We start from the raw sequence: 22,254 nt of genomic DNA, 5'->3' as shown, positions 1-22,254 counted from the left end.
CTAAGTTCCAAGTTCTTACTACCGGACTCCTTTGAATACGGGCATGCCGGGATACAGCTTGCGAAGTGCCTCGATCTTTTCGGGGGCAATCGCATGACCTTCGGTACGGCCGCAACGCGGGCAGCAGTCACCGATGACACCCACGAATCCGCACACCGGGTCGCGATCGACCGGGTGGTTGATGGATCCATAGCCGATACCGGACTTCGCCATGTGATGCACGATCTTTTCAAAGGCATCCAGGTTCTGCGTCGGGTCGCCGTCAAGTTCGATATAGCTGATGTGGCCTGCGTTGGTGAGCGCATGGTACGGGGCTTCCAGCGAAATCTTCTTGAAAGCGGAAATCTTGTAGTACACCGGAACATGGAAAGAGTTGGTGTAGTAGTCGCGGTCGGTCACGTTCGGGATAATACCGAACTTCTTCTTGTCCATACGCACAAAACGACCGGAAAGGCCTTCGGCAGGCGTAGCGAGCAAGCTGAAGTTGAGGCCGAGACGTTCGGATTCCTTGTCGCAGAATTCGCGCATGTGGCCGATAATCTTGAGGCCGAGCTTCTGGGATTCCTCGGATTCGCCGTGGTGCTTGCCCGTAAGCATCACCAGGGTTTCGGCAAGTCCGATAAAGCCTATCGAAAGCGTACCGTGCTTGATGACTTCACCCACGGTATCTTCCCAGCCGAGCTTGTCGGAATCAATCCACACGCCCTGTCCCATGAGAAACGGGAAGTTCTTGACCTTGCGGCGGCTCTGAACGGCAAAGCGTTCCATGAGCTGGTCGCTCACCAGTTGCAGCATGCGGTCGAGTTCCTTGAAGAACAGGTCCACGGACTTCATCTTGATGGCGATACGCGGAAGGTTGATCGACGTGAAACTCAAGTTGCCACGGCCGAAGCTGATTTCGCGGCTCGGGTCGTAGTGGTTACCGATCACGCGGGTACGGCAACCCATGTAGGCAATTTCGGTTTCAGGGTGGCCCGGCTTGTAGTACTGCAGATTGTACGGGGCATCCTGGAAGCTGAAGTTCGGGAACAGGCGCTTGGCGCTCACGCGGCAAGACAGCTTGAACAAATCGTAGTTCGGGTCTTCCGGGTTCAGGTTGATGCCTTCCTTGACGCGGAAAATCTGAATCGGGAAGATAGCCGTTTCGCCACCGCCGAGGCCTTCTTCGGTCGTGAGGAGCAAATTCTTCATGACCATGCGGGCTTCGGGCTCCGTACACATACCGTAGTTGATGCTGCTGAACGGAGTCTGGGCACCGGCGCGGCTATGCATGGAGTTCAAGTTGTGGACAAAGGCTTCCATGGCCTGGAAGGTCGCCTTGTCGGTTTCTTCGTAAGCCATCTTTTCGGCAAACTTCTGAGCGTTGATTACAGCTTCTTCGCCATAAGTCTTGGAAAGTTCACGAGCTTCGGTATCCTGGAACTTTTCGTTCGGCACGAGCGTCGCCACCATTCCCATTTCCGCCATTTCGGTATGGAGCTTCTTGACGACCGGCTGAATTTCTTCTTCAGTCTTGGAAGTCAAGAGCATGAGGGCCTTGACCATATTGGCCAAATAGCTCTTGCGGTACGTAATACGCACGCCGTCGGCCATGGCATAGTCAAAGTTCGGAATGGACTGACCGCCGTGCTGGTCGTTCTGGTTAGACTGGATCGCGATAGCGGCCAAGGCGGCATAGCTACGGATATCCTTGGGTTCACGCAGATGACCATGACCGGTATTGAAACCGTTCTTGAAGAGCTTCTTGAGGTCAATCTGGCAGCATGTCATGGTAAGGGAGTAGAAATCCAAATCGTGGATATGGATATCGCCTTCCATGTGGGCGCGGCTGTGCTCGGGCTTGAGCATCATCATCGTGTAGAAGTGCTTGGCCGATTCGGAACCGTACTTGAGCATGGTGCCCATAGCGGTGTCGCCATCGATGTTCGCGTTTTCGCGCTTGAGGTCGGATTCCTTGGCAGAACTGAAGGTGATGTCGCGGAGCGTATGCATGAGGCGAGTATTCACTTCGCGCACGCGAGTACGTTCGGCACGGTACAAGATGTAGCTCTTGGCGGTATCGGCGTAGCCACCTTCGGTAAGAGACTTTTCTACAGCATCCTGGATTTCTTCAATTTCAGGAACGGTTTTGCCCTCGGCTTCGAGTCTGCCCACCACATCGGCAGACACCTTGAGCGCCGTGCTCGTAAGCACGTCATCGCTACCCAACAAATTCAACTGACTTTGGGACGCCTTGATTTGCTCATCAAGTTCACCCGAGGCGCGGAAAGCCTTGACAATGGCATCGGCGATTTTTTCAATGTTGAACGGCATCTCACGGCCGTCACGCTTCCTTACAGAAACAATCATCTACCAATCCTTGTATCCGGCGGAATCGGCCCCCTACGGGCAAATTCCGTACCGAACATACATTTTTCTTTCAATTTCTTTTTTTACTATATCTTGTGCTCTCCTTCAAGTCAAAAGCACAAGATATGGAAAACAATATAATAAATGTAGGCGCAGTTGGAAGACATTTTTCAGAAAAAAATTTGCTTTTTATGTAAATTTTAATTTTCAAACAAGGCGTTTTATCCACAACCTTTTAAGGGGTTTCGACGCAGGCACAAACAAACTAACAAAAGCAAAAGCTAACCCCTTTATTTATAAGAAGTTAGCTTTATCAACAGAAAAACAAAAGTTTTTTTGTAAACTACACCTTGACAATAATAGGCTTCTTGACTAGCCGCTATTGGAGCAGTTCCGCCACCAGGTGGATAGACGCCGAAATTTCTACCGAATCCGCCACGGCGGAAAGATTATCCGCTGTCGCCCCGTCATAGAAAGCGGCCTTCCTTGCACCAAGGACAGAATTTCTAAAAGAAAGGCCATCGCCATTTCCCGTCACCGAGATAACCTTACCCAGCTTGCCGCCCACGCTTTCCGCGTAGCTGGACGCCGTTTCGAGAGCCTTTTCCCCAGCCGCCTTAATAATCCCCTTCTTGAGTTCGGCCTCGTTCTTGAGCGTTGCCGACGTATGGCTGATTTCCACATCCAGTTCGGCAGAAAGGGCCGCAATCACCGCCGCAGCCGTAGCCCTGTTCGAAGACTTGATCGCAAAGAACTGGCTGACCACGTAACCTGTAAGACTGCGCGTTCCCTTGTCGTAGGACCATTCCTTGCGCATTTCGACACTGTTCTGTTCAATATCACTTTCCGTCACGTCGATGTTCTTCATTTGCTCGAAGATAGAAGCACGACGGCTCGTCAACTGCTTGAAAAGAAGTTCCTTGTCCTTGCCGTGCAATTCAAGGCAGGCAACCGTAACGAATTCGTTGGCCTCGTACTTGCGGCTTTCCGAAGCGGAAACTTCTACCGTAGGCGTTGTCTTGTCGCCAAGAGGCAGCATCTGCGACAATTTTTCGCCGGGAGTTTCGTCCTTATCCACCGACACGACGATGAAGGCGACAAAAACCAAAAGGACTATGACCAAAACAAAAAGCTTGTTAGACATTTTTCCTCCTACTTTTTAAATAAATTAACAAAGGCATTGACTAGGAGCGCCACGGCCACCGTCGTCGTCATGCTGATAAAGGGCATCCACGGCCAACTGAAGATTCCTCCAAGCACCGCGGAAACGCCAAAGGCCGGAATTCCCTGCACCAGGACAAGGCTTGCCATGCCGCAGAGCACGGCCACAATTACGACCCAGCCACGAAGTCTTTTCGCCCCCGTTCCAAACAGTCTGTCGGCAAAGAAAGCCAACAGGAACATACCCAGGAGCGGTCCCGTGAAAAGTCCCGTAAAAAACAAGGCATTCTTGAGCAGGCTTCCCTGCTGCGTCGCCGCAAACAGGGCAAAGAAAATCCCTAAAACGCCCCACACGACCGTCCAGATCTTGGCACGCTTGAGGCCGCCAATTCCTTCGTTTTCGTCCCAGCCCAGGAAATCTCGTTCAGACGTATTGCCGAGCGAATTGATGGCACTCGAGAGGCTGCTCATGGCCGCCGCACAAATCGCCGCCACGATGAGTCCCGTGATTCCCGCGGGAAGTCCATGGACGATAAAGTATGGGAAGACGTCGTTCTGTCCCAGACCTTCCGGGAGCGGAGCCGCGTGAGCCTTCTGGTAGTAAACGTAGAGCGCAGCACCTACCCAGTAGAATAGAATCGAGACCGCACAGCCCAGCACCATCGAAAGGATACTCGAACGGTTTGCCGCCTTGACATCCTTGCAGCTCAGGTAACGCTGCACGAACTGCTGGTCACAGCCGCGAATTGCAATTTCAAGAATGGCGTATGCAAAGCCCGCCGAAACAAGCGTACGGGCATTCGAAATATCCATCGAGGAGTCCCACCACTTGGTCTTGCCCGCCTCGGAAGCGAGAGCAGCCATTTCGCCGAAGCCACCGACGGAATTCGCAATTACCAGGAGCACCAGCACGCCGCCACCAAAGAAAACGCAGAACTGCATCACATCGGTCCAGATGACCGCCTTGATGCCTCCGAACCACGTGTAGAAAATGGCCACGGTTGCAGACACGACAATCGCTAGCTTAAGGTCGATATGCAGAATCTGCGCAAGCACCAGCGACGGCGCGAACAGCAGGATTCCCGTGCGGAGCAACAGGTGCAGGCAATAGAAAATAGCAGCGAGCCGACGGACCGGCCTGGAAAAGCGCACCTCAAAAAGTTCATAGGCGCTATTGATTCCCGAACTGCGGAACCTGGGAATAAAGACGAAGCCGACGACCACGATACTTATGAGCGCCCCGATCTGGAACATCAGGAATGTCATGTTGTCGCCATACACATCGGCAGGCGCTCCGAGGAACGTGGTCGCACTCACCGACGTCGCGATAAGGCTGATGCCCACGGCCACCCACGGGATGGAGCCGCCGCCAAGCATGTATTCCTTGAGGTTCTTGTTGCCACGAGACACCCAGAGACCGATAAATACAGACAGCAGCAAGTACGCCGAAAGAACAATCCAATCAAGAACAGTAAACATAGCAGGAAGCCGTTAGTTGGTTAAACTTAGAGAATTCGCAGTTACAATTTCTTATTCAGGATTCAGAATTCCTATTTCAAAATTAAACTGCGACAGGTTCGGGTTCCGCCGTCTGGAACTGAACCACCTGGTTACGCCCGCCTTCCTTGGCGCGGTAGAGTGCCTGGTCGGCGTTGTTTACCGCCTTCTGGAGATCCCCGTTGAAATTGGGCTGCAGGAGGAACGCACCGATACTGACCGTTACGCGCAGGGGTTCCGCCTGGTGAATGTCGAAGGAGAGCTTCTGGACGGCCTTGCGAATACGTTCGGCCGTTTCGACCATGCCATTCGCATCGGTCTCGATAAGCCCCACAACAAATTCTTCGCCGCCGAAACGCGCCACGATGTCGATATCGCTACGGATTTCCTTGCTGATCGTATCGGCGATTCCCTTGATGACCACGTCACCGATCGGATGCCCGTAGGTATCGTTCACGCTCTTGAAATGGTCGATATCCATCATCAGGACACCGATACTGTACTTGCTACGATCGGCGCGGCTCTTTTCGGCACGGAGTTTTTCGAACAGAGTCTTCTTATTGATAAGCCCCGTATGGCCGTCACGCATCGCCTGTTCACGGCCCATTTCGAATTTACAGGCACGGTCGTAGGCAAAACCGGCAACACTTGCGAACGCCTTGAGCAATTCCTTCTCGTGATCGTTATAGGGAAGCGAGCTGCTGCTTTCGAGACAAATGGCGATATCGGCCGTGGCGGCATCGTGTTCAGCCGCAATAGGCATCACGAAAATCTGGCGGAGGTTCAGGTTCCTCTTTTCGGAATCGTTCAGGCGAGGCAGGTAATCCTTAAAGCCGGGCAAGAATGAACGTTCCATAGGACGGTTGCGCATGATCGAAAGGACAAAGATGCCCTTGTCCGAAAGGGTGAAGCGCTTGTTGACGAACTGGTCCGCATCCACGCCGTCGCAATGGATGACACGACCAGAATCCTTATCCTTGTCCATCGCCATGATCGTCAGGCGATCGTAGGCCATATTGGCCCTGACGTAGTTGATGATTTCCTTGTAAATGTCATTCACCGACATCGTCTTGAAGAACTTGCGCAAGTAGTTGTAAAGGCCGCTATACTGCTGCAGGGCAATATGCTTCTGTGCCGAATAGAAGCCCTTGTAGTCGAGCATCGAAATCGCCCCGGCCACATAAGTCAGCGCTCGGGCTGTCGCATTGTTGAAGGCGTTCGGGCAAACAGAATCCAAAATCAGGGCACCAACACGGACTCCGCTTCCATGGTCGATCAGGGGCACGGCCACCACCGACTTAATCGGGGTGTTGTCCACATAATATTGCAGACTCTTGCAACCAGGCAAGTCGCCTTCCAGGAGACGGTCAACCCCGGAACGGAAAAGCTGACTTAAAAGTCCGGAAGTTTCAGTGATTACCGTAGATGGATTGACGGAAACTTCCTTGTCATTCACGTAATTGCGGACGCCCCATTCCTTGGCATTGCGCTGCGAAAAGACCAGGGCGGAATTGACATTCGGGACAATACCCTTAAGGGCAAGGAGAAGATCCATCATGGCCCTGTTGATGTCGGCATTGGCACGCGCCCAGACCTGGCTCACCTTGAGAGCCGCTTCGGGTTCATTCGCCATACCGTTGCCGTTGCGGAATTCGGAACGCAAATCGGGAGCCACCACGGGAGTCGTACCCGTTGCACGGTTCTTGAGCGTAATCACCGGAAGTGTCGCCGTAGATGCCCCCGGGCCGGCCAGGCGCGGACGATTCATCCAGGCAAGGACAAAAGCCACCACGGCAAAGGGGATCAGGAAAAGGAACATCCCGTTCAGAAACGAAAGGCCAAGCAAAAGACCTGCCACAATAAACAATATTTCAGAAACCGACATATTTCACCTTCTAAAGACGGAACGAACGGTACAACATGACCACGGCAACGCCTCCATAAACGAAGTGGCTAATCCACGCCGCCCAGAAAGGCGTCAACGCACCGTTTTCTCCCATTTTCAAACCGATTCGTTCAAAGATATAATAGCTAAAAACAATCAAGAGGCCAACCCCGAACTTCTGGGAAAGCCCCCCGGAACGGCTATAGCGATGGCAAAGAGCTGCTCCAATGAGCAGAACGATCAAGTTCATCCAATGGGCCGAACGTTTGAACTGCAAGGCCGTTTCCATGGCATGGGTATCTTCGCCGGAACGTTTCAGCACGCTGATTCGCGCCATCACCATCTTGGAATCCATTTCGTCGGCGGTCTGGCGTTCGTTGATAAGGTCGTTCGGATGCGTGTTGACCTTGTCGCAAATTTTTTCGCGCTTGATCGGGTAAACCTTGACGGAACCGTCCTTGTTGAATTCACGGCGGTTTCCCCGTTCGAACTGCCAGCATCCCGGCGGCGGTTCGATACTTTCGAGCCGGGCGATAGAATCCAAGGAATCCTTCGGCGGAAATTCTTCCCAGCGGACAATCCTTGCGTCGTACCGTTCCCGGAGGCGGCCATCTTCGCGCAGCAGGAGCACCACGTCGCGGCCTAGTCGATTGACGCCGGAGTAATGCCTAAAGAACCAGCTCGCCCGTTCACTGTCGATAAAGGTAAAGTCGCGTTTTTCCTTGATGCGCGGATTCTTCTTTTTCTGCGCATTCGTTTCCATTGTCTCGAGTCGCTTATGGTTCGCATCGGGCAGCCAAAGTTCGCTCATCTCGTACGAGCCGATCGAAACAAGGACTCCAAAAACAAATATCGGGAAAAGGGTCTTGAGAGGGCTCTGCCCCGAACTCTGCATGGCACTCGTTTCCAGGTGACGCGCCATGTTACCGATAGATGCGAGTACCGCAATGAACAAGGCGACCGGCGTAATCAGGTACACCATGTAAGGGATATAGCTCACGTAGTAATCGACGGCATCCTTGGTGTCGCGGGCAAGCCAAGTCTTGATGTTACCCACAAAGTCGATGACCGCAAACATGAGGATTGCGCCCAGCAACACCAGCAGGAACATCTTGAGGAAATTCCACATCATGTAGCGGGTAAACTTCATCTGAATTTCCTCCCCAAAAAGCCGAAGATATTCTTGAAGAAGCGCCCCACGGCACGCACCGCCCTGAAGAACTTGGAATCGCCCGAGAAACGGTCTCGCACCATCGCAATCGTAATGAAGATGCCGAACGCACCGATAATGATATTGGACGCCCACATGGCAAGATAGGGGCTCACCAGGAGCCTGTCGGCCATATTTTCGCCACCAATCAGGCAAATCCAGTAAATCACAAAGAACGCAAGGCTATAGAGGATACCCGTTCCGATACCGCCCTTGCGGGCCATGATACCGAGGGGAGCCCCGATCAGAATAAAGATGAAGCAGGCAAAACTCGTGCTGTATTTTTTCTGGATTTCTACCGTATACTGCGCCTCGCGCTTGAGTTCCGCTTCCATGCGACCGTACAGGCGCTCCGTCGTGCGGAAAGTCGCGATTTCCTGGACGCGCAGACGCTGCAACGACCGCCTGCGCTGGATAGAATCGAGTGTCACGCCGCTCTCGAGCGATTCGGGAACAATCGAATCGCCTTCGACATCGTTCCGCAACGCCACCAGCGAGCCCAGACGCTTTTCGAGGGCCGCATCACGGTATTCCACATATTTTTTCTGCGCATCTTCCACGACTTCGGTCATCATCTCGATCGGCATTTCGCGGTCGCTGCGGTAACTGCGGCTACGGCGTTCCAGGCGGTCATCGACATTCTTCATCGCGAGATCCTGCGAGAAGAATCGAATGCGGAAATAGTTTTCGGGGTTGTCGGCATCCGTCATGTGCGTCTCGCCGCTGCGGAGCCTAAGCATCAAGGTCGCGCCGTTATCCGCATATTCCATGGAAGCGCTATCCGCATACACGATACGGGGAGCACCGCGCTTCTCCATCTCGAAAATCTGGATTCCGTACAAAGTTCCGGAAACGGGGTCGATGCGGTTTACCCACAGCTGCACGTCAGGAAACTGCGTAATAAGGCGGCCCGCATCGATAAACACGTGCGGTTTCTTGCGCGACACGGCATTCATGAGTTCCACGGAACGGTGGTTCGCCTCGGGAAGCACCCAGTTGTTGAAAATCACCATCAACAAAGAAATCAGCAACGAAACGAGAAGAACCGGGCGCATCAGCGAAAGCGGCGACACGCCCGCCGCCTTGCAGGCCGTAATTTCCTGATCACCCGAAAGCCGGCCGAACGCCATGAGGCTAGCCACCAGCACCGCCATCGGAATCGAGAGCGAGAGCATCCACGCGAGGTTCAGGGCGAATATTTCGAGCACCGTTTCCGCCGGGAGTCCCTTGGAAAGCACGTTGTCCAAGATTTTTACGAGAAAGTCCACCACGAACAAGAAGGTGATGCCCAAAAGAGCCGCCAAAAACGGGGCTATAAGCTCTTTCAACACATAGCGGACTAGAATCATTACTTCTGGACTTGCAAAATTTTCTACTTTACGGGAGTAAAATTAGAATTAAAACCAAAGAAAAAAAATGAACCCGTTCAAAAAGATTCCCCTATTCCTTTATCTTTTGGCCCTTGCAATCGCTTTTATAGGTTGTTCGTCTAGCGGGCAGACCAAGATGAAACATACCGAATGGTGCAGAATCCGCTACGAGAACGCCGAGGAACTCTTCAAGAAAGAGAAGTACGGGCGTGCAACCGACAAACTCGAAGAAATTCTCGCCACCTGCGCCGGAACCGGCTATATGGAACAGGCCCAGTTCCTGATAGCGGAAAGCTATTTCAACATGGAAGACTGGATCGAGGCCCGCGGCGAGTACGGCAGCTTTATCCTGAACTTCCCCGGTTCCCCGTTTATCGAGACCGCCGAATTCCGCAAGGCCATTTCTTCGTTCAACATGGAATTCCGCGTGAGCCGCGACGAAGCCAACACGACAATCGCCATGAGGGACTTCGAACGTTACCTGTCGAACTACCCCGAATCTCCGCTGCGCGACTCGGTGAACTACTACTACAACCTGCTGGTGGAACGCCTTGCCGAAAAGGAATTCCAGACGGCCAGACTCTATATGCGCATGGACAAGTACCAGGCAGCCGTCATCTATCTGAAGGAATTCCTGGAAACCTATCCGAACAGCAAGCGCCATACCGAGGCCCTGTTCATGATTACGGAAGCCTACAACGAACTTGACCAGTTCGAAACCGCCAAGTTGTACCTGAACATCGCAAGAAACGAGGCCTCCCCCGACGACAAGGATATCCTGAAAAAAATCGAGAAAAGCGAAAAGGCTATCGACAAGTCCGAGCTCGCCTTCGCCAAGCGCATGAAGCAGGATTCTCAGAAGAAGAGGTTCTGGAAAGAAGACCGACAAATGCAGAACTAACCCTTAAAATGTCATCCTGGCCCCCCGAAGGGGGGACGGGAACCAGTACTGGATTCCCTCCCCTATCGTGCTACGCACTCCAGGGTCGAGAATGACGTATTGTGATAGACGTTAATAGGAAACCAAAAACGAAACAGTTGCTACACATTTTCCTTGTGGTGCTCCTTGCCGCATCTGCGATGGCCGCCGAAGAAACCTCGACACGCGACCGTTCCAGACTTTCGATTTTTTTGCAGCCCGCCGTTTCTTTTTTGGATTTTCCGGAGCGAGAATACTTCCAGAACGCCATCGACACCCTCTACTACAGTTTTAGGGAAGACGCCCTCACCGAAAGTGAATCGCTCAGCGTCGCCAAGCAGGATTTCCAGAAGGTGAATTTCTGTTTCCCGATTTCGGCCGGACTGCAATACCAAATTTTCCCCGAGAATTTCGTAAGTCTCGGTTTGAGCTTTATCTACGACAACGAAGAGGTGGTGCTCACCGACCGCAAGAACAGGACGCATAACTACAGCTACACCATCCAGGGAATGCCGCTGTTCCTTGAATACCGCCTCGGCATTCCGCGCAACCTGATGACCCTTTCGGGAGAAAGCCTCTTCAGTATCGCCGTGCGCTGGTACTGGGTGCTGCCAGGCACCGAAATTTACAGCACCTGGGGACAGCTGGAAGCAAAATCGTCCGCTGTGGGAGCGGGTTTCGGCATCAGCGTCGGCTACCTTATTGCCAACTGGAAAAGCTTCAACATTTACGGCGACATAGGCTACAGCAGCATCAAGGTGGAATCGGACAAGAAGTATTCGGACATCGCTCCTGACGGTCCCGAAAAGAAAGCCAAATGGAATATCGGCGGACTCACGATGCAAGTGCGCGTCAGCTTTGGGCTGTGGAACGAACCCGAGCCTGTCGAAGAAGACGACGCGGACGACAACTCAACAAATACTGCAACGCCCCCGGCAACATCCATGGCAACCTCCGCAGCAACTCCCCCGGCAACTTCCACAGCAACTCCCCCGGCAAGCGAACCGGAGCAGACTGCAAAAGAAAAAGCCCCGGAGGAATAATGAGTTTTCTTCCTGGCGAAAAGTTGCATTACGCCGAGACGCATTTCAAGTTTAAACTCCCCTGGTCGCTGCTGTTTAGGCCGTGGCCTGAAATTCTAGCGGACGCGCCCTTTCAGTTTGTTCCTGGAGTCGAGCCTATTTTATGGTTGGTGGTCCGCGACGCGCATCGGTTCCCGACGCTTATTGAAAAAATTGAAATTTCAATTACAGGCTCCGAAAATTTCAGCACTAACAAGAGCGTCGATTTACATATCCGCACCACGGAGCAATTTGGATTTTACCCCGTCAGGTTGGGCAAGCTTCCTGCGGGTAATTATGAAATCGACTGCCAAATTTACGCAAAGCGAATCAACGAGAATGGCGAGCGCACTGCAACCAAGATTTTTACCCGCTGGAATTATCCGGGCTTAAAACCCAAGCCCTTAAAAATTCATGTGCTCGCCGAAGAGCCGCCGAAAGCCCCGGGATTTATCGCCAGCGAAATGCATTGCCACACGCACTACTCGGCAGACCACGTGGAACACGGCGCCTCGCCTGCAGTATTGCAACAGGCGGCCCAAGCCGTCGGGCTCGATTTTGTAAGTTGCACCGACCACGCCTACGATTTTGCCTACACCACCGAAGACTACACCAAAGAGGCGGACACTCCGCTCACCCGCTTTGATGCCCTCCGTGAAGAAGTACGCAAGCTGAACGAGGTCACCGACATGCCTCTGATGATTGCGGGCGAAGAAGTTTCTGCAGGCAATTCCAAAGGCGAAAACGTGCACATGACTGTACTCGGCCCCGAAGGATACCTGCCCGGCCTTGGCGACTGCGGGCGCAACTGGCTCGACAACAAGCCTACCTTCAAGATTTCCAAGCTTTTGGAAATGACCGCGGCACATTGCTTTGCAGCCCACCCGATGCAGCCCATGGGCTACCTCGAAAAGTTCATTTTCCGTCGCGGCTACTGGAGCCACAAAGATTTGAATCTGGACGCCCCTCACAAAATCCGCGGAATCCAGTTCTGGAACGGAATTCGTGATGAAGGATTCAAGCTTGGAAGAGAATGGTGGATCGAGGAACTCGGCAAGGGGAATTTCTTGCTCCCGATTGGTGGCAACGACGCTCACGGCGACTTGAACGACACGACATCAGTCAGCATGCCGCTGATTTCATTGAGGCTTTCACGCGAACATGTTTTCGGGAAAGTGAGAACGGTAATTAAATGCGGAATTCGGAATTCGGAATTCGGAACTAAAGTTTCAAGCGAGACAATCCACGAAGCATTCGCGGGCGACAACTGCTACATTACCGATGGCCCGGCTCTCTGGTGGGAACGCGGCGAAAAGACGGTGACATTCCATGCCCGCAATACGCAAGATTTTGGCGGAGCCTTCCGCTACATCCGCATTTTCGGGCGCAAGCGTTCTGCAGGTGGCAAGCTCGCCAAGAACGAAACCGTCTGCATGGAAAGCCTTGTCGCCGCCCCGGCAAAAACAGACATCACCGTAAACGCAGACAACTTTGCCTACCTGCGCGCCGAATGCGAAACGGCAAGCGGCAAGTTCGCGATGACCTCGGCGGCGGTACTCGCGTAGTAGCGAATTTTATATCTTAAGGGAAACCCATCCGAGGAGGTACACATGCCACGATTCATGTCGCCATTGCGACCGCGCTACATGCGTTCTCCGTTGGATATTCCGCCCGAACAGCCTCCAACGCCAAACGACGAATCGCCCGAGCCGCAGGAACCAGAATACCCTGAAATCGTCTGCGTGTCCGAAGGCACGTTCCGCCAGATTCGAGATGACAGCCTGGTGCTGCTTTCGCAGGGAATTTCGCACCGGCTCTTGCGCAGTATCGAAGGCCCGTTCCTGATTTTTGTTTTGCCCGAGCACGAGGCGCGAGCACGCGAACAGTTGGAGCTGTACCGCAAAGAGAATCCGCCCAAAGAAGAAAACCCGCCGATTCCCTTGAGTTTTAGCCTGCAGCCGCTCTGGGTTTTGCTTGCACCCTTGATTGTCACGCTGATTGATTTTACAGACGCCATGAACCTGCATACGCCCGGCATTTCGGATGCAGCCAAGGTCCTTAAGGGCGAATGGTGGCGTTCGCTGACCGCGCAAACATTGCACGGCGACGTAAGGCACCTGGCCTCGAATTTAATTTGCGGCTACATCGTGATGAATATGATTACCTTCCGCATTCCGCTCTTACGGCTCGCGCCGTTTATCGCGATTGCGTCAGCAATCGCGAACCTGTGCGTTTCCTTGACCGTACAGACGAGTTTCCGTTCGCTCGGGTTTTCGACATTCGTTTTCGCCGCTATCGGTTGCCTCAGCGTCGTTGAATTTAGGCTCATGCCCAAGGAAACGCATGGACTGCTTCGCAGGTTCGCGCCGCTCTGCGGCGCGGCATCGCTCGCCGTGTTCCTTGGACTCGGCGAGAACGCCGACATTCTGGGGCACGCCTACGGATTCGTCGCCGGACTTTTCTGCGGATTCATTCCCAGCAAAAAAGCGCTCCGCTGGGGAACGCCGCTTGCTACCGCCGACGGAGTCGGCCTGCTCATTTACTACGCGCTATACGTAATCGCGTGGAAATTGGCTTTATAAGAGATTCCCACCTGGCTCTAAATTGGATTGGATTTTGCGAGACATTTTTTGACAGCGATAAAAAACAAGAGAGGCGGCTTAAAAGCCGCCTTTCTTAATACTCGGCAAAACTGATGCGCCACAAGAGCGCAGTCGCTAATTACTTAGCGAGGAACTTCTTTGCCTTGTCGGCGTACGCCTGGTTGTCGCCGTAGACCGTGAGAATGCGTTCTGCAGTCTGCTTGGCCTTGTCGGCAGCACCGAGCTGTTCGTAAACGAGAGTGAGTTTCCACATGGCGTCGGCCACCATCGGAACTTCGTCCACCGGTTCGTCCTTCTGGAAGCGGTCTTCCTGGTCACCCGTGCGCTTTGCAAATTCGGAGATGTACTTTTCCAACAGACCGGCAGCGGCGGAATAGTCGCCCTTTTCAATCTTCACGGAGGCAAGACCGTGCATGGCGGCCGAACGGACCAAGGCCACGGAGCCGGCATTGTCGAGGCTCTTCTGGAAGAACACTGCGGCGGCGTCAAAGTCACCGGACTGGTACTTGATGTTGCCTGCATAGAGAGCGGCCTTGGCCAGAGCCACGCCGGAAAGCTTGCCAGAATTGATCTTGGATTCGAATTCCACCAAGGCACTGTCCTTTTCGCTTGCATACAGATAAGTCATGCCAGGACCGAGGAGTTCAGCCTGTTCAGCGGCAGAAGCCTTGCGGTAGTCGCGGAACTGCACCACACCCACCACGATAACCATCACCACCACGAGGGCGGCAACGACCTTGGAGCCGTGAGCGACAAAAAATTCCTTAATTTCAGAATTGTTGGTATTCGATTCGTTAGCCATTTTTAACATCCATGTTAAATTTTCGTGTTCCAATCATAGAAAAATTTTATTGTATTGTCAGCAGACCTTGACAAAACAACCCCGATTTACTAATTTTGGCCTACCACGCCACTCTAGCTCAGCTGGTAGAGCAGCTGATTCGTAATCAGCAGGTCGGCAGTTCAAATCTGCTGGGTGGCTCGAAAAAATCCCGCTCGATGAGCGGGATTTTTCTTTTATTTATTTTCTAGCAGCTAACTCTTCAGGAGTTCTGGCGAGAATGTCCCAGTCTCCTCTTTTGATAATCTTATAAGCATAGCCTTGTTCCGTAAGGAACAGCTGGCGGTTTATGGCGAATTCCTGTTCCTTGGAATCCTGCGTCACGATACTGTAGAAGTGGGCGGCGCCACCGTCGCTCTTGGGGCGGAGCACGCGACCGAGACGCTGGGCTTCTTCCTGTCGGCTACCGAAGGTACCCGAAATCTGGATGAGCACGTTGGCATCCGGCAAGTCGATAGCGAAGTTACCCACCTTCGAGACCATCAAGTTCTTCTGCGTTCCGTTACGGAAGGCGGCATAAAGCTTTTCGCGCTCCTTGTTCGGCGTCTTACCCGTAATCAGCGGAATCTGCAAGTCTTCGGAAAGGGCTTCGAGCTGGTCGATGTACTGGCCGATAATCAGCACGCGGTCATCGGGCTTGTCAAAGTACTTGAGCAGGCGTTCCACGATGTCCGTCTTTTCGGGGTTTGTAGATGCCAGCGTAATTTTTTCGCGGACAGGCGCAAGCGCATACTTCATCTTGAGTTCCGCTTCCATCGGGATGCGGATTTCGTTACAGTCGGCAGTCGCAATCCAGCCCTGGGCTTCCAGAATACGCCACGGGATGTCGTACTTCTTGGGGCCAATCAAGCTGAACACTTCGGTTTCCTTGTGGTCTTCGCGCACGAGCGTGGCGGTAAGGCCCAGGCGGCGAGTGGCCTGCATTTCGGTACTCAGACGGAACACCGGAGCCGGCAGCAAGTGCACTTCGTCGTAAATCATCAGGCCCCACTTTTCCTGACTAAAGAGCGGGAAGTTCGCGAGTTCCTTCTTGACTTCTTCTTCGGTCAAATCATCGATATCGGCATCGGCTTTTTCGTCGGCCTTCTTGGCACGCTTACGCTGCGTCAAAATCTGGTAGGTCGCCACCGTCACGGGGCCGATTTCCTTGACTTCGCCGGAGTATTCCTTCACCTGGTCGAGAGTCAAGTCCGTCTTGTCGCAAATTTCACGAATCCACTGACGAGAAGCCGAAATGTTCGGCGTCAAAATCAAGGTCTTAGTTTGTACCAAAGCCATCGTGGCAAGGCCAATCACGGTCTTACCCGAACCGCAAGGCAGCACAATCACGCCCGAACCGCCCTTTTCGGAACCGCTCGCGTAGAACACCTGGGCAGCTTCCTTCTGGTAGTCGCGGAGAGCAAACGGCTTTCCGCCCACCGTCGTTTCACGCAAGTGAATCGGAAGCGGATCGCCCATGGTATAACCGGCCAAGTCTTCCACCGGGAAACCCGCATTCGTGAGGGCCATCTTCAAGTGGCCGCGGCGTTCCGGGTCCACTTCGGCGTGCAAGTCGTCAATAAACTGACGAATGAACGGTTCCACCTCCTTGAGGTGGCAGATTTCGGTGAACATGTACTTGTCATCGGATTCGACAATCAGCTTGTCGCCTTCTTTCTTAAGACGCAACAGACCATAACGGTCCATGTAATCCTGAACTTCCGTAACGACGGTTTCAGGAATCGGGAAGCGACTCTGGCTTTCGAGACGTTCCAGAACTTCGGGTGCACGAAGGCCCGTCGAAGCGGCGTTCCACAGGCTGAGGGGGCTAATCTTGTAGGTATGCAAATGCTCGGGGCTCTTGACCAGTTCGGTGAAAGGGGCAATCGCGTCGCGGGCAGCTTCGTAGGTAGGGGCATCAACCTCCACCATAATTTCCATATTACTCTGAACAATAATGGCGCCATTCGGATTCATAGGCGCCAAATTTAGTAAAAAAATCGGAATGACAATAATATTTTATGCTTTTAAATAAAACATTCTCACTACCTTCACGCACACTCATCTTGAAAGGCGCATAAAAATCGATGTTCGTACCATCGGGACAAGTCAAAGCAAACGAGCCGTCATCATTTGACTTTACCGAACACCCTTCGCCGGAAATGCCCGCGCCACCATCATCGCCATTCTTTCCATCGGAGCCATTCTTGCCGTCGGAACCGTCTTTACCGTCGTGAATCACGACTTCGGTGCCGTCCAGGCACTTGAGGGTGTAGGACTCAGCATCGTCATTCTTGCTCACGGAACAGGCCGCCTGTTCCGAGGTGTTCGAGTTATTAGAGGAATCTTCGCCACAAGCAGTAAAGAAAATGGCAGATAGCGCCATCATCGGGAAAAAGGAATGATTTTTTAGCAAAACATAATCACCATTCCCATAAAACGAATCGATCCCTATTTACGCAAGTACTCCCGCAACTTTTCCAGAGTCATTCCGTCATCAAGCATTTGCGCTATTTCACTATCACGAGCGTCAACGGCCTTTTGCTCAGCCTCTTTCAAGTACTCTGGGTGGTCCTCGACAAGGGCAGTCCATTCCGCATAATCGTCCCATTCCATTTTCATAGTATACCTGTACCTTTCTAGTTCTTCCTTATTGAATCTAGCTACTTTTGCAGAAAGAAGCAACCCTTTGAACTTTCCCTCGTTCAAGGCGGGAGGTAGGCGCTTGATACGGTTCAGGTACTTGAGAGCAAACATCCATTTTGCAGCCTCGGCATCGTTCTCGCGGATTATCCGCCCGACCTTCGGCAACTCAACCACCGTAAAGTTGACACTATCGACAATCGGCTTGTTAGTCGCATAATCCACGATACCCGCACGGTGGATAGTGCGGTCATCATCGAACACCCTGTGCTTCGTAATCGCAATGACGTAAGTCGGCTTGACATCGTAATTCCACTCGTCACCAGGAATCCCCTGCTTTACAATCATCTGCCCCGAATAGAAAGCAAGGCGCTTCAAGAAGTTCGTCTTTTTACGGATCTGTACCTCGATTTCGATAAAATCCCCCACCTCGTCGCGACAATGCAGGTCAAAAATGGAAGTCCTGGACTCCTTGCTGCCGGATTCGTTCTGCTCAAGCTGCTGCGAATACACGTCAATAATGCGGTGCGGAATCTGCCCTTCGAGCATATCGTTCAGCAAGTTGAGAAGGTTGCACTTGCCCTGCTCCGTATCGGGGGAAAACGCCTTTTTGAAGGTTTCATCAGTCAAGAGGCTCGCGTAGGGGCCATCCTCCCTGGTGTCAACGAAATATTCCGAGAGATCGACCTCGACGGAACTGCTAGCCGAATCCCCCGTTTTACCGGGATCCCTTGATCCCACCCCATACGCAGAAACCTTTTCACGTAAAGAATTCGACTTCGTTTCGCGCTGTTCATCGGTTTTTAGAGGTGTAGATACCGGCTTTGGGTACAGATCCGGAATCCAGACAAGCGGACGCCTGCCACGATACAGGTGTGCAAGGCCGAGAAGTTCGAGAATGGGGTCAACGCCACGATTATTTGCAGTTTTCATAGTCAATAGTTCCTTTTTTTTAATAGTCCCTACTACTATACACGCAAGTATTTGAAAAAATGAGAAAATAAAGACCATATACCACCCTCCGTGACATCACAATCTTTCATTTTCGTGTATTTTTATATCTTTATATTGTAAAAAAAGAGGTTTTTTTGAGCCAGTTAAAATTGAATGGAAAGACCGAGACGCTTTGTATTTTCGGTCATCCTGTTGGTCATAGCAAGTCGCCGCTGATGCATAATGCGCTATTTGAAGCATTAGGCATCAATGCGGCCTATTTGCCCTACGCCCCGGAGCCCGATAATTTGGCCGACGCCATCAAGGGTTTTAGGGCCATGAAGTTCCGCGGGGCAAATGTCACGATTCCCTACAAGACACCCGTTATGGACCTTGTGGACGAACTTTCGGACATTTCGAAGTTTACCGGCAGCGTGAATACGCTCTACTGGAAAGACGGCGTTGTCGGGGGCACTTTATGTGGTACGACAACCGACCCCTACGGATGCATCCGCAACCTGCAGGAATCTGGAGTTGAGCCCTCGAACAAGAGAGTAGCGCTCCTCGGAAACGGAGGAGCCGCCAAGGCAATCGCCTACACGCTCGCCGAAATGCAGAACCAGCTCACCATCGTGTGCCGTAGCCGAGAGAAAGGCCAAGCGCTCGCCGATAGCCTGAACCAGTTCTTTAACGGCAAGGCTCCCCAGGTCCAAGTCGCCACGTTCGATGAATTTCCGGTCGTATCCAAGGATATCGAAATCATCATCAATGCGACCTCCGTGGGCATGACTCCAAACGAAGACCAGTCTCCCCTGACCGAAGAATCCTTGCACCAAGGTCAGGCCGTGATGGATATCGTGTACACACCGCCCATGACCAAGCTGTTAAAAACGGCCCAGGCAAAAGGCTGCAAGGTGGTGACCGGCGAAGGAATGCTGGTGCACCAGGGTATCGAAAGCTTTAGAAAATGGTTCCCCGAAGAAACTAAAAACAAGATGAACGACGAACTCGCACAGATTATGCGTAAAGGAATGCAGGGTTAACATGAACAAGCACATCTTTTTCACCGGATTCATGGCAAGTGGAAAATCCCGCACCGGACGCGCCCTGGCAGAACGGTTAAACCGCCCCTACGTGGATACCGACGCCGTTATCGTCGAACGAGCTGGAAAAACCATCAGCGAAATCTTTGAACAGGACGGCGAAGCCAAGTTCCGCGAAATGGAACGCGACGTGGTTGCCGAATTTGCAAAGAAAGAAACGCCGCACATTATTTCTTTGGGCGGCGGAGCCCTCACGCAGCCGGACAACCTCAAAGTCATCCGCGAAAACGGCACGATCATTCGCCTGTGGGCAAAGCCCGAAGTGCTTTCGGAACGCATTGGCCGCAAGAACACTCGCCCGCTGCTTGCGAACCTCTCCGACGAAGAACGCCTCGAAAAAATCAAGGTGATGCTCAAGGAACGCGAAAAGAATTACGCACACGCCGACTTCAGTGTAGAAAGCTCCGACGAATACACCGAAGACCACGTGATCGAACGCATCCTGTACATCCTGAATTTCTGGAACAGTCATGCGCTGGACGTGTGCCCGAGCAGCGGCGGACGCTACCCCATCTTTATCGGCAAGAACATTATTCCCGAAGCGGGCGTGCTGCTGGAATGTCTGAAGCTTGCACCAAGCCACGAGTTCCTGGTCTGCACCGACACAAACATCGCAAAGGTCCAGAGCCAGATGCTCGGCGAACTGAGAGGCCAGGCCGGACGCTGTCCAATTTTCAAATTCCAGGCCGGCGAAAAGAACAAGACGCTTCACAACCTGAACCAGCTGTTCAGCTTCATGCTCCACCGCGGCTACACCCGCAAGAGCTGCCTGTTGCAGTTTAGCGGCGGCGTGGTCGGCGACATGGCAGGCTTCGGTGCCGCCACCTACCAGCGCGGCATTCCGTTTATCCAGTTCCCGACAACTCTTTTGAGCATGGTCGACAGTTCCGTGGGCGGAAAGGTTGCCGTGAACCACCCCGAAGGCAAGAACATGATTGGCGCATTCTACCAGCCGAAGGCTGTGGTCTGCGACCTCGCGGTGCTCAGCACCTTGCCCGAAACGGAATACCTGGCGGGACTTGCCGAAATCGTAAAGTACGGCGTGATTTACGACGAAGAATTCTTCCGTTATATGGAACAGAACGTCGAAAAGATCAAGGCTCACGACCTCGACGTTTTGAAGCACCTGATTTACCGCAGCTGCGCCATCAAGGCCGCAGTCGTCGGCATCGACGAAAAGGAAGCGGGACTCCGTGCTATTTTGAATTACGGGCATACCTTCGGGCATGCTATCGAAAACTTGACGCACTACAGCATGTTCACCCACGGCATCGCCGTGTCGCTTGGCATGCGCGTGGCCGCCCGCGCAGCAGTTCTCCTCGGCAAAATCAGCGCCGAAGAAGAAGCTCGTCAGAACAAACTCTTGGACGACCTCGGATTCCCGAAGAAATACGATATCGACGTGGAAGCCGCATGGGACGCCATGGCTGTTGACAAGAAGGCAGAAAAGGGCAAACGTGTTTACATCCTTCCCACGAAGATTGGAGCCGTGGAAAAGGTCGTGAACATCGACAAAGACTTCATTACTCAAAGCTGGGGAGCGATTAAATGAATTCGGGATTAGGAAATTAGGATTTCAGAATGATTTTGCAATTCTGATTCTTTATTTCTAATTGCCAACAACTATGGACTAAGGACGAATATATGAGTATTCTTGTAACTGGAGGAACGGGTGCCCTCGGGTACCACATTCTGTCGAGCCTTGTGGGTACCACCCACGATCTGTACAGCTTTAGCGACGAACAGCCGCAGCCCTGGCAGAAAGTCGAAGGAGTCGAATACCTGAATGGTGACTTGCTGAACTTCAAACACATGCAAGACGTGATTCAGTTCGTGCAGCCCACGCACATTTACCACCTGGCGAGCCAGTCGTCGGTGGGGCTCAGCTACAAGAAGCCGTACGAAACGCTGAACATTAACCTGCTCGGCACGCAGAACTTGCTCGAAGCCGTGCGCCAGAATTGCCCGAAGGCAAAGGTGATGCTTTTGAGTTCCAGCGAAATTTACGGTCGCACCGACCACCAGCTCACCTATTTGCATAAAGAAACAGACGCCCCGAATCCGCTCACGCCTTATGCAACATCGAAAGCTTGCATGGAACTTCTGGGCAACCAGTTCAAGAACGCCTACGGATTGCACGTGGTTTTCGCGCGTCCCTTCCACTTTACGGGCCCGCACCACAGCCGCCGTTTCGTGATTCCTTCCATCACCTACCAGCTTGTCAAAATCAAGTATTACGGCGCGGAGCCCACCGTCTATTCGGGCAGTCTCGACATTAGCCGCGACGTAATTGACGTGCGCGATGTGGCACGCGGCATGATTCAGCTTTTGAACCAGTCCGAACCGGGTGAAGCCTACAACCTTTGCTGCGGCAAGTCATACACGTTCCGCGAACTCACCGAAATGCTCGTCGACATTGCCGGCGTGAGCGTCGACTTCCGTTTTGACCCCGGTTACGAACGCAGCAACGACATTCCGCTCCTGATCGGAAACCCAGAAAAGGCCATGAGCATGGGGTGGAAGCCGATGATCAGCATCGAAGACTGCCTGACCGACTTGTTCAATGAAATGGTATTACGCCGTCGTACAGAACTCAAGCTCGGTATGGGACAGGACTTGAGACTCTAATTCGGATTTCGGAATTCAGAGTTCGGAATAGAATATGAAAAAAATGAATTGTCATTGCGAGGAACGAACGTG

Annotated in this window: 17 protein-coding genes and 1 tRNA gene; 8 read left to right on the top strand and 10 right to left on the bottom strand. The window is 52.7% G+C overall.

Annotated features, from left to right (window positions below; genetic code table 11):
* Window positions 1-18: 18 nt before the first annotated feature.
* The 6 genes from Q0P86_RS02460 to Q0P86_RS02435 form a co-directional block, all read right to left on the bottom strand.
* The gene (locus Q0P86_RS02460; RefSeq protein WP_295037205.1) at window positions 19-2,349 is read right to left on the bottom strand and encodes an anaerobic ribonucleoside triphosphate reductase; all 2,331 of its coding nucleotides are present in this window, start codon (window positions 2,347-2,349) and stop codon (window positions 19-21) included.
* A gap of 379 nt (window positions 2,350-2,728) precedes the next feature.
* Window positions 2,729-3,493 carry an SIMPL domain-containing protein gene (locus Q0P86_RS02455; protein ID WP_290991634.1) on the bottom strand — a complete coding sequence of 255 codons (765 nt, stop codon included), beginning with the start codon at window positions 3,491-3,493 and terminating at the stop codon, window positions 2,729-2,731.
* Between the two features lie 8 nt (window positions 3,494-3,501).
* Window positions 3,502-4,989 (bottom strand): sodium:solute symporter, encoded by a 1,488-nt coding sequence (locus Q0P86_RS02450; protein WP_295037203.1) that lies wholly within the window; start codon window positions 4,987-4,989, stop codon window positions 3,502-3,504.
* A gap of 82 nt (window positions 4,990-5,071) precedes the next feature.
* A complete protein-coding gene (locus Q0P86_RS02445) occupies window positions 5,072-6,892 on the bottom strand; it encodes a sensor domain-containing diguanylate cyclase (protein ID WP_294111511.1) in 1,821 nt (606 codons plus the stop codon).
* A gap of 10 nt (window positions 6,893-6,902) precedes the next feature.
* A complete protein-coding gene (locus tag Q0P86_RS02440) occupies window positions 6,903-8,042 on the bottom strand; it encodes an LptF/LptG family permease (protein WP_290991640.1) in 1,140 nt (379 codons plus the stop codon).
* Entirely contained in the window at window positions 8,039-9,451 is a 1,413-nt protein-coding gene (locus tag Q0P86_RS02435) for an LptF/LptG family permease (protein ID WP_294111514.1), read from the bottom strand. Before Q0P86_RS02435 ends, Q0P86_RS02440 begins: the two co-directional genes overlap by 4 nt.
* A 67-nt stretch (window positions 9,452-9,518) precedes the next feature.
* Here Q0P86_RS02435 and Q0P86_RS02430 point away from each other — a divergent pair, with 67 nt between their 5' ends.
* From Q0P86_RS02430 to Q0P86_RS02415, 4 genes are all read left to right on the top strand, one after another.
* Entirely contained in the window at window positions 9,519-10,373 is an 855-nt protein-coding gene (locus Q0P86_RS02430) for an outer membrane protein assembly factor BamD (RefSeq protein WP_295037199.1), read from the top strand.
* A gap of 155 nt (window positions 10,374-10,528) precedes the next feature.
* Window positions 10,529-11,434 carry a hypothetical protein gene (locus tag Q0P86_RS02425; protein ID WP_295037198.1) on the top strand — a complete coding sequence of 302 codons (906 nt, stop codon included), beginning with the start codon at window positions 10,529-10,531 and terminating at the stop codon, window positions 11,432-11,434.
* Window positions 11,434-13,017, top strand: a complete 1,584-nt coding sequence (locus Q0P86_RS02420) for a hypothetical protein (protein ID WP_295037196.1) — start codon at window positions 11,434-11,436, stop codon at window positions 13,015-13,017. The genes Q0P86_RS02425 and Q0P86_RS02420 overlap by 1 nt, the downstream gene beginning before the upstream one ends.
* Before the next feature lie 45 nt (window positions 13,018-13,062).
* Window positions 13,063-14,034, top strand: a complete 972-nt coding sequence (locus tag Q0P86_RS02415) for a rhomboid family intramembrane serine protease (protein WP_295037194.1) — start codon at window positions 13,063-13,065, stop codon at window positions 14,032-14,034.
* Between the two features lie 139 nt (window positions 14,035-14,173).
* On the opposite strand, the gene Q0P86_RS02410 is transcribed toward Q0P86_RS02415, so the two are convergent.
* On the bottom strand, window positions 14,174-14,857 hold the full coding sequence (locus Q0P86_RS02410; RefSeq protein ID WP_072977005.1) for a tetratricopeptide repeat protein: 684 nt from the start codon (window positions 14,855-14,857) through the stop codon (window positions 14,174-14,176).
* Window positions 14,858-14,964: 107 nt separating this feature from the next.
* Here Q0P86_RS02410 and Q0P86_RS02405 point away from each other — a divergent pair.
* Window positions 14,965-15,037: transfer RNA gene (locus Q0P86_RS02405), tRNA-Thr, on the top strand.
* 39 nt (window positions 15,038-15,076) lie between these two features.
* Here the strand turns inward: Q0P86_RS02405 and Q0P86_RS02400 are convergent.
* The 3 genes from Q0P86_RS02400 to Q0P86_RS02390 form a co-directional block, all read right to left on the bottom strand.
* Window positions 15,077-16,852, bottom strand: coding sequence for a DNA repair helicase XPB (locus Q0P86_RS02400; RefSeq protein ID WP_295037192.1), 1,776 nt, complete (start codon window positions 16,850-16,852; stop codon window positions 15,077-15,079).
* Window positions 16,818-17,264, bottom strand: coding sequence for a hypothetical protein (locus Q0P86_RS02395; RefSeq protein ID WP_290991657.1), 447 nt, complete (start codon window positions 17,262-17,264; stop codon window positions 16,818-16,820). Before Q0P86_RS02395 ends, Q0P86_RS02400 begins: the two co-directional genes overlap by 35 nt.
* 62 nt (window positions 17,265-17,326) lie before the next feature.
* The gene (locus tag Q0P86_RS02390) at window positions 17,327-18,451 is read right to left on the bottom strand and encodes a PD-(D/E)XK nuclease family transposase (protein ID WP_295037179.1); all 1,125 of its coding nucleotides are present in this window, start codon (window positions 18,449-18,451) and stop codon (window positions 17,327-17,329) included.
* A 155-nt stretch (window positions 18,452-18,606) separates the two neighbouring features.
* Between Q0P86_RS02390 and aroE the strand changes: the two genes are divergently transcribed.
* From aroE to Q0P86_RS02375, 3 genes are all read left to right on the top strand, one after another.
* Window positions 18,607-19,494, top strand: a complete 888-nt coding sequence (gene aroE, locus Q0P86_RS02385) for a shikimate dehydrogenase (protein ID WP_295037177.1) — start codon at window positions 18,607-18,609, stop codon at window positions 19,492-19,494.
* Between the two features lies 1 nt (window position 19,495).
* A complete protein-coding gene (gene aroB, locus Q0P86_RS02380; protein WP_294111532.1) occupies window positions 19,496-21,106 on the top strand; it encodes a 3-dehydroquinate synthase in 1,611 nt (536 codons plus the stop codon).
* 92 nt (window positions 21,107-21,198) lie between these two features.
* Window positions 21,199-22,182: a GDP-mannose 4,6-dehydratase gene (locus Q0P86_RS02375; RefSeq protein WP_290991665.1), complete on the top strand. Its 984-nt coding sequence runs from the start codon at window positions 21,199-21,201 to the stop codon at window positions 22,180-22,182.
* The last annotated feature ends 72 nt before the right edge of the window (window positions 22,183-22,254 follow it).

It is taken from the genome of uncultured Fibrobacter sp. (genome assembly GCF_946062555.1).
Taxonomy (GTDB): domain Bacteria; phylum Fibrobacterota; class Fibrobacteria; order Fibrobacterales; family Fibrobacteraceae; genus Fibrobacter.
Note: the sequence above shows the minus strand (reverse complement) of the source record. Positions and strands in the feature narration are given on the sequence as shown.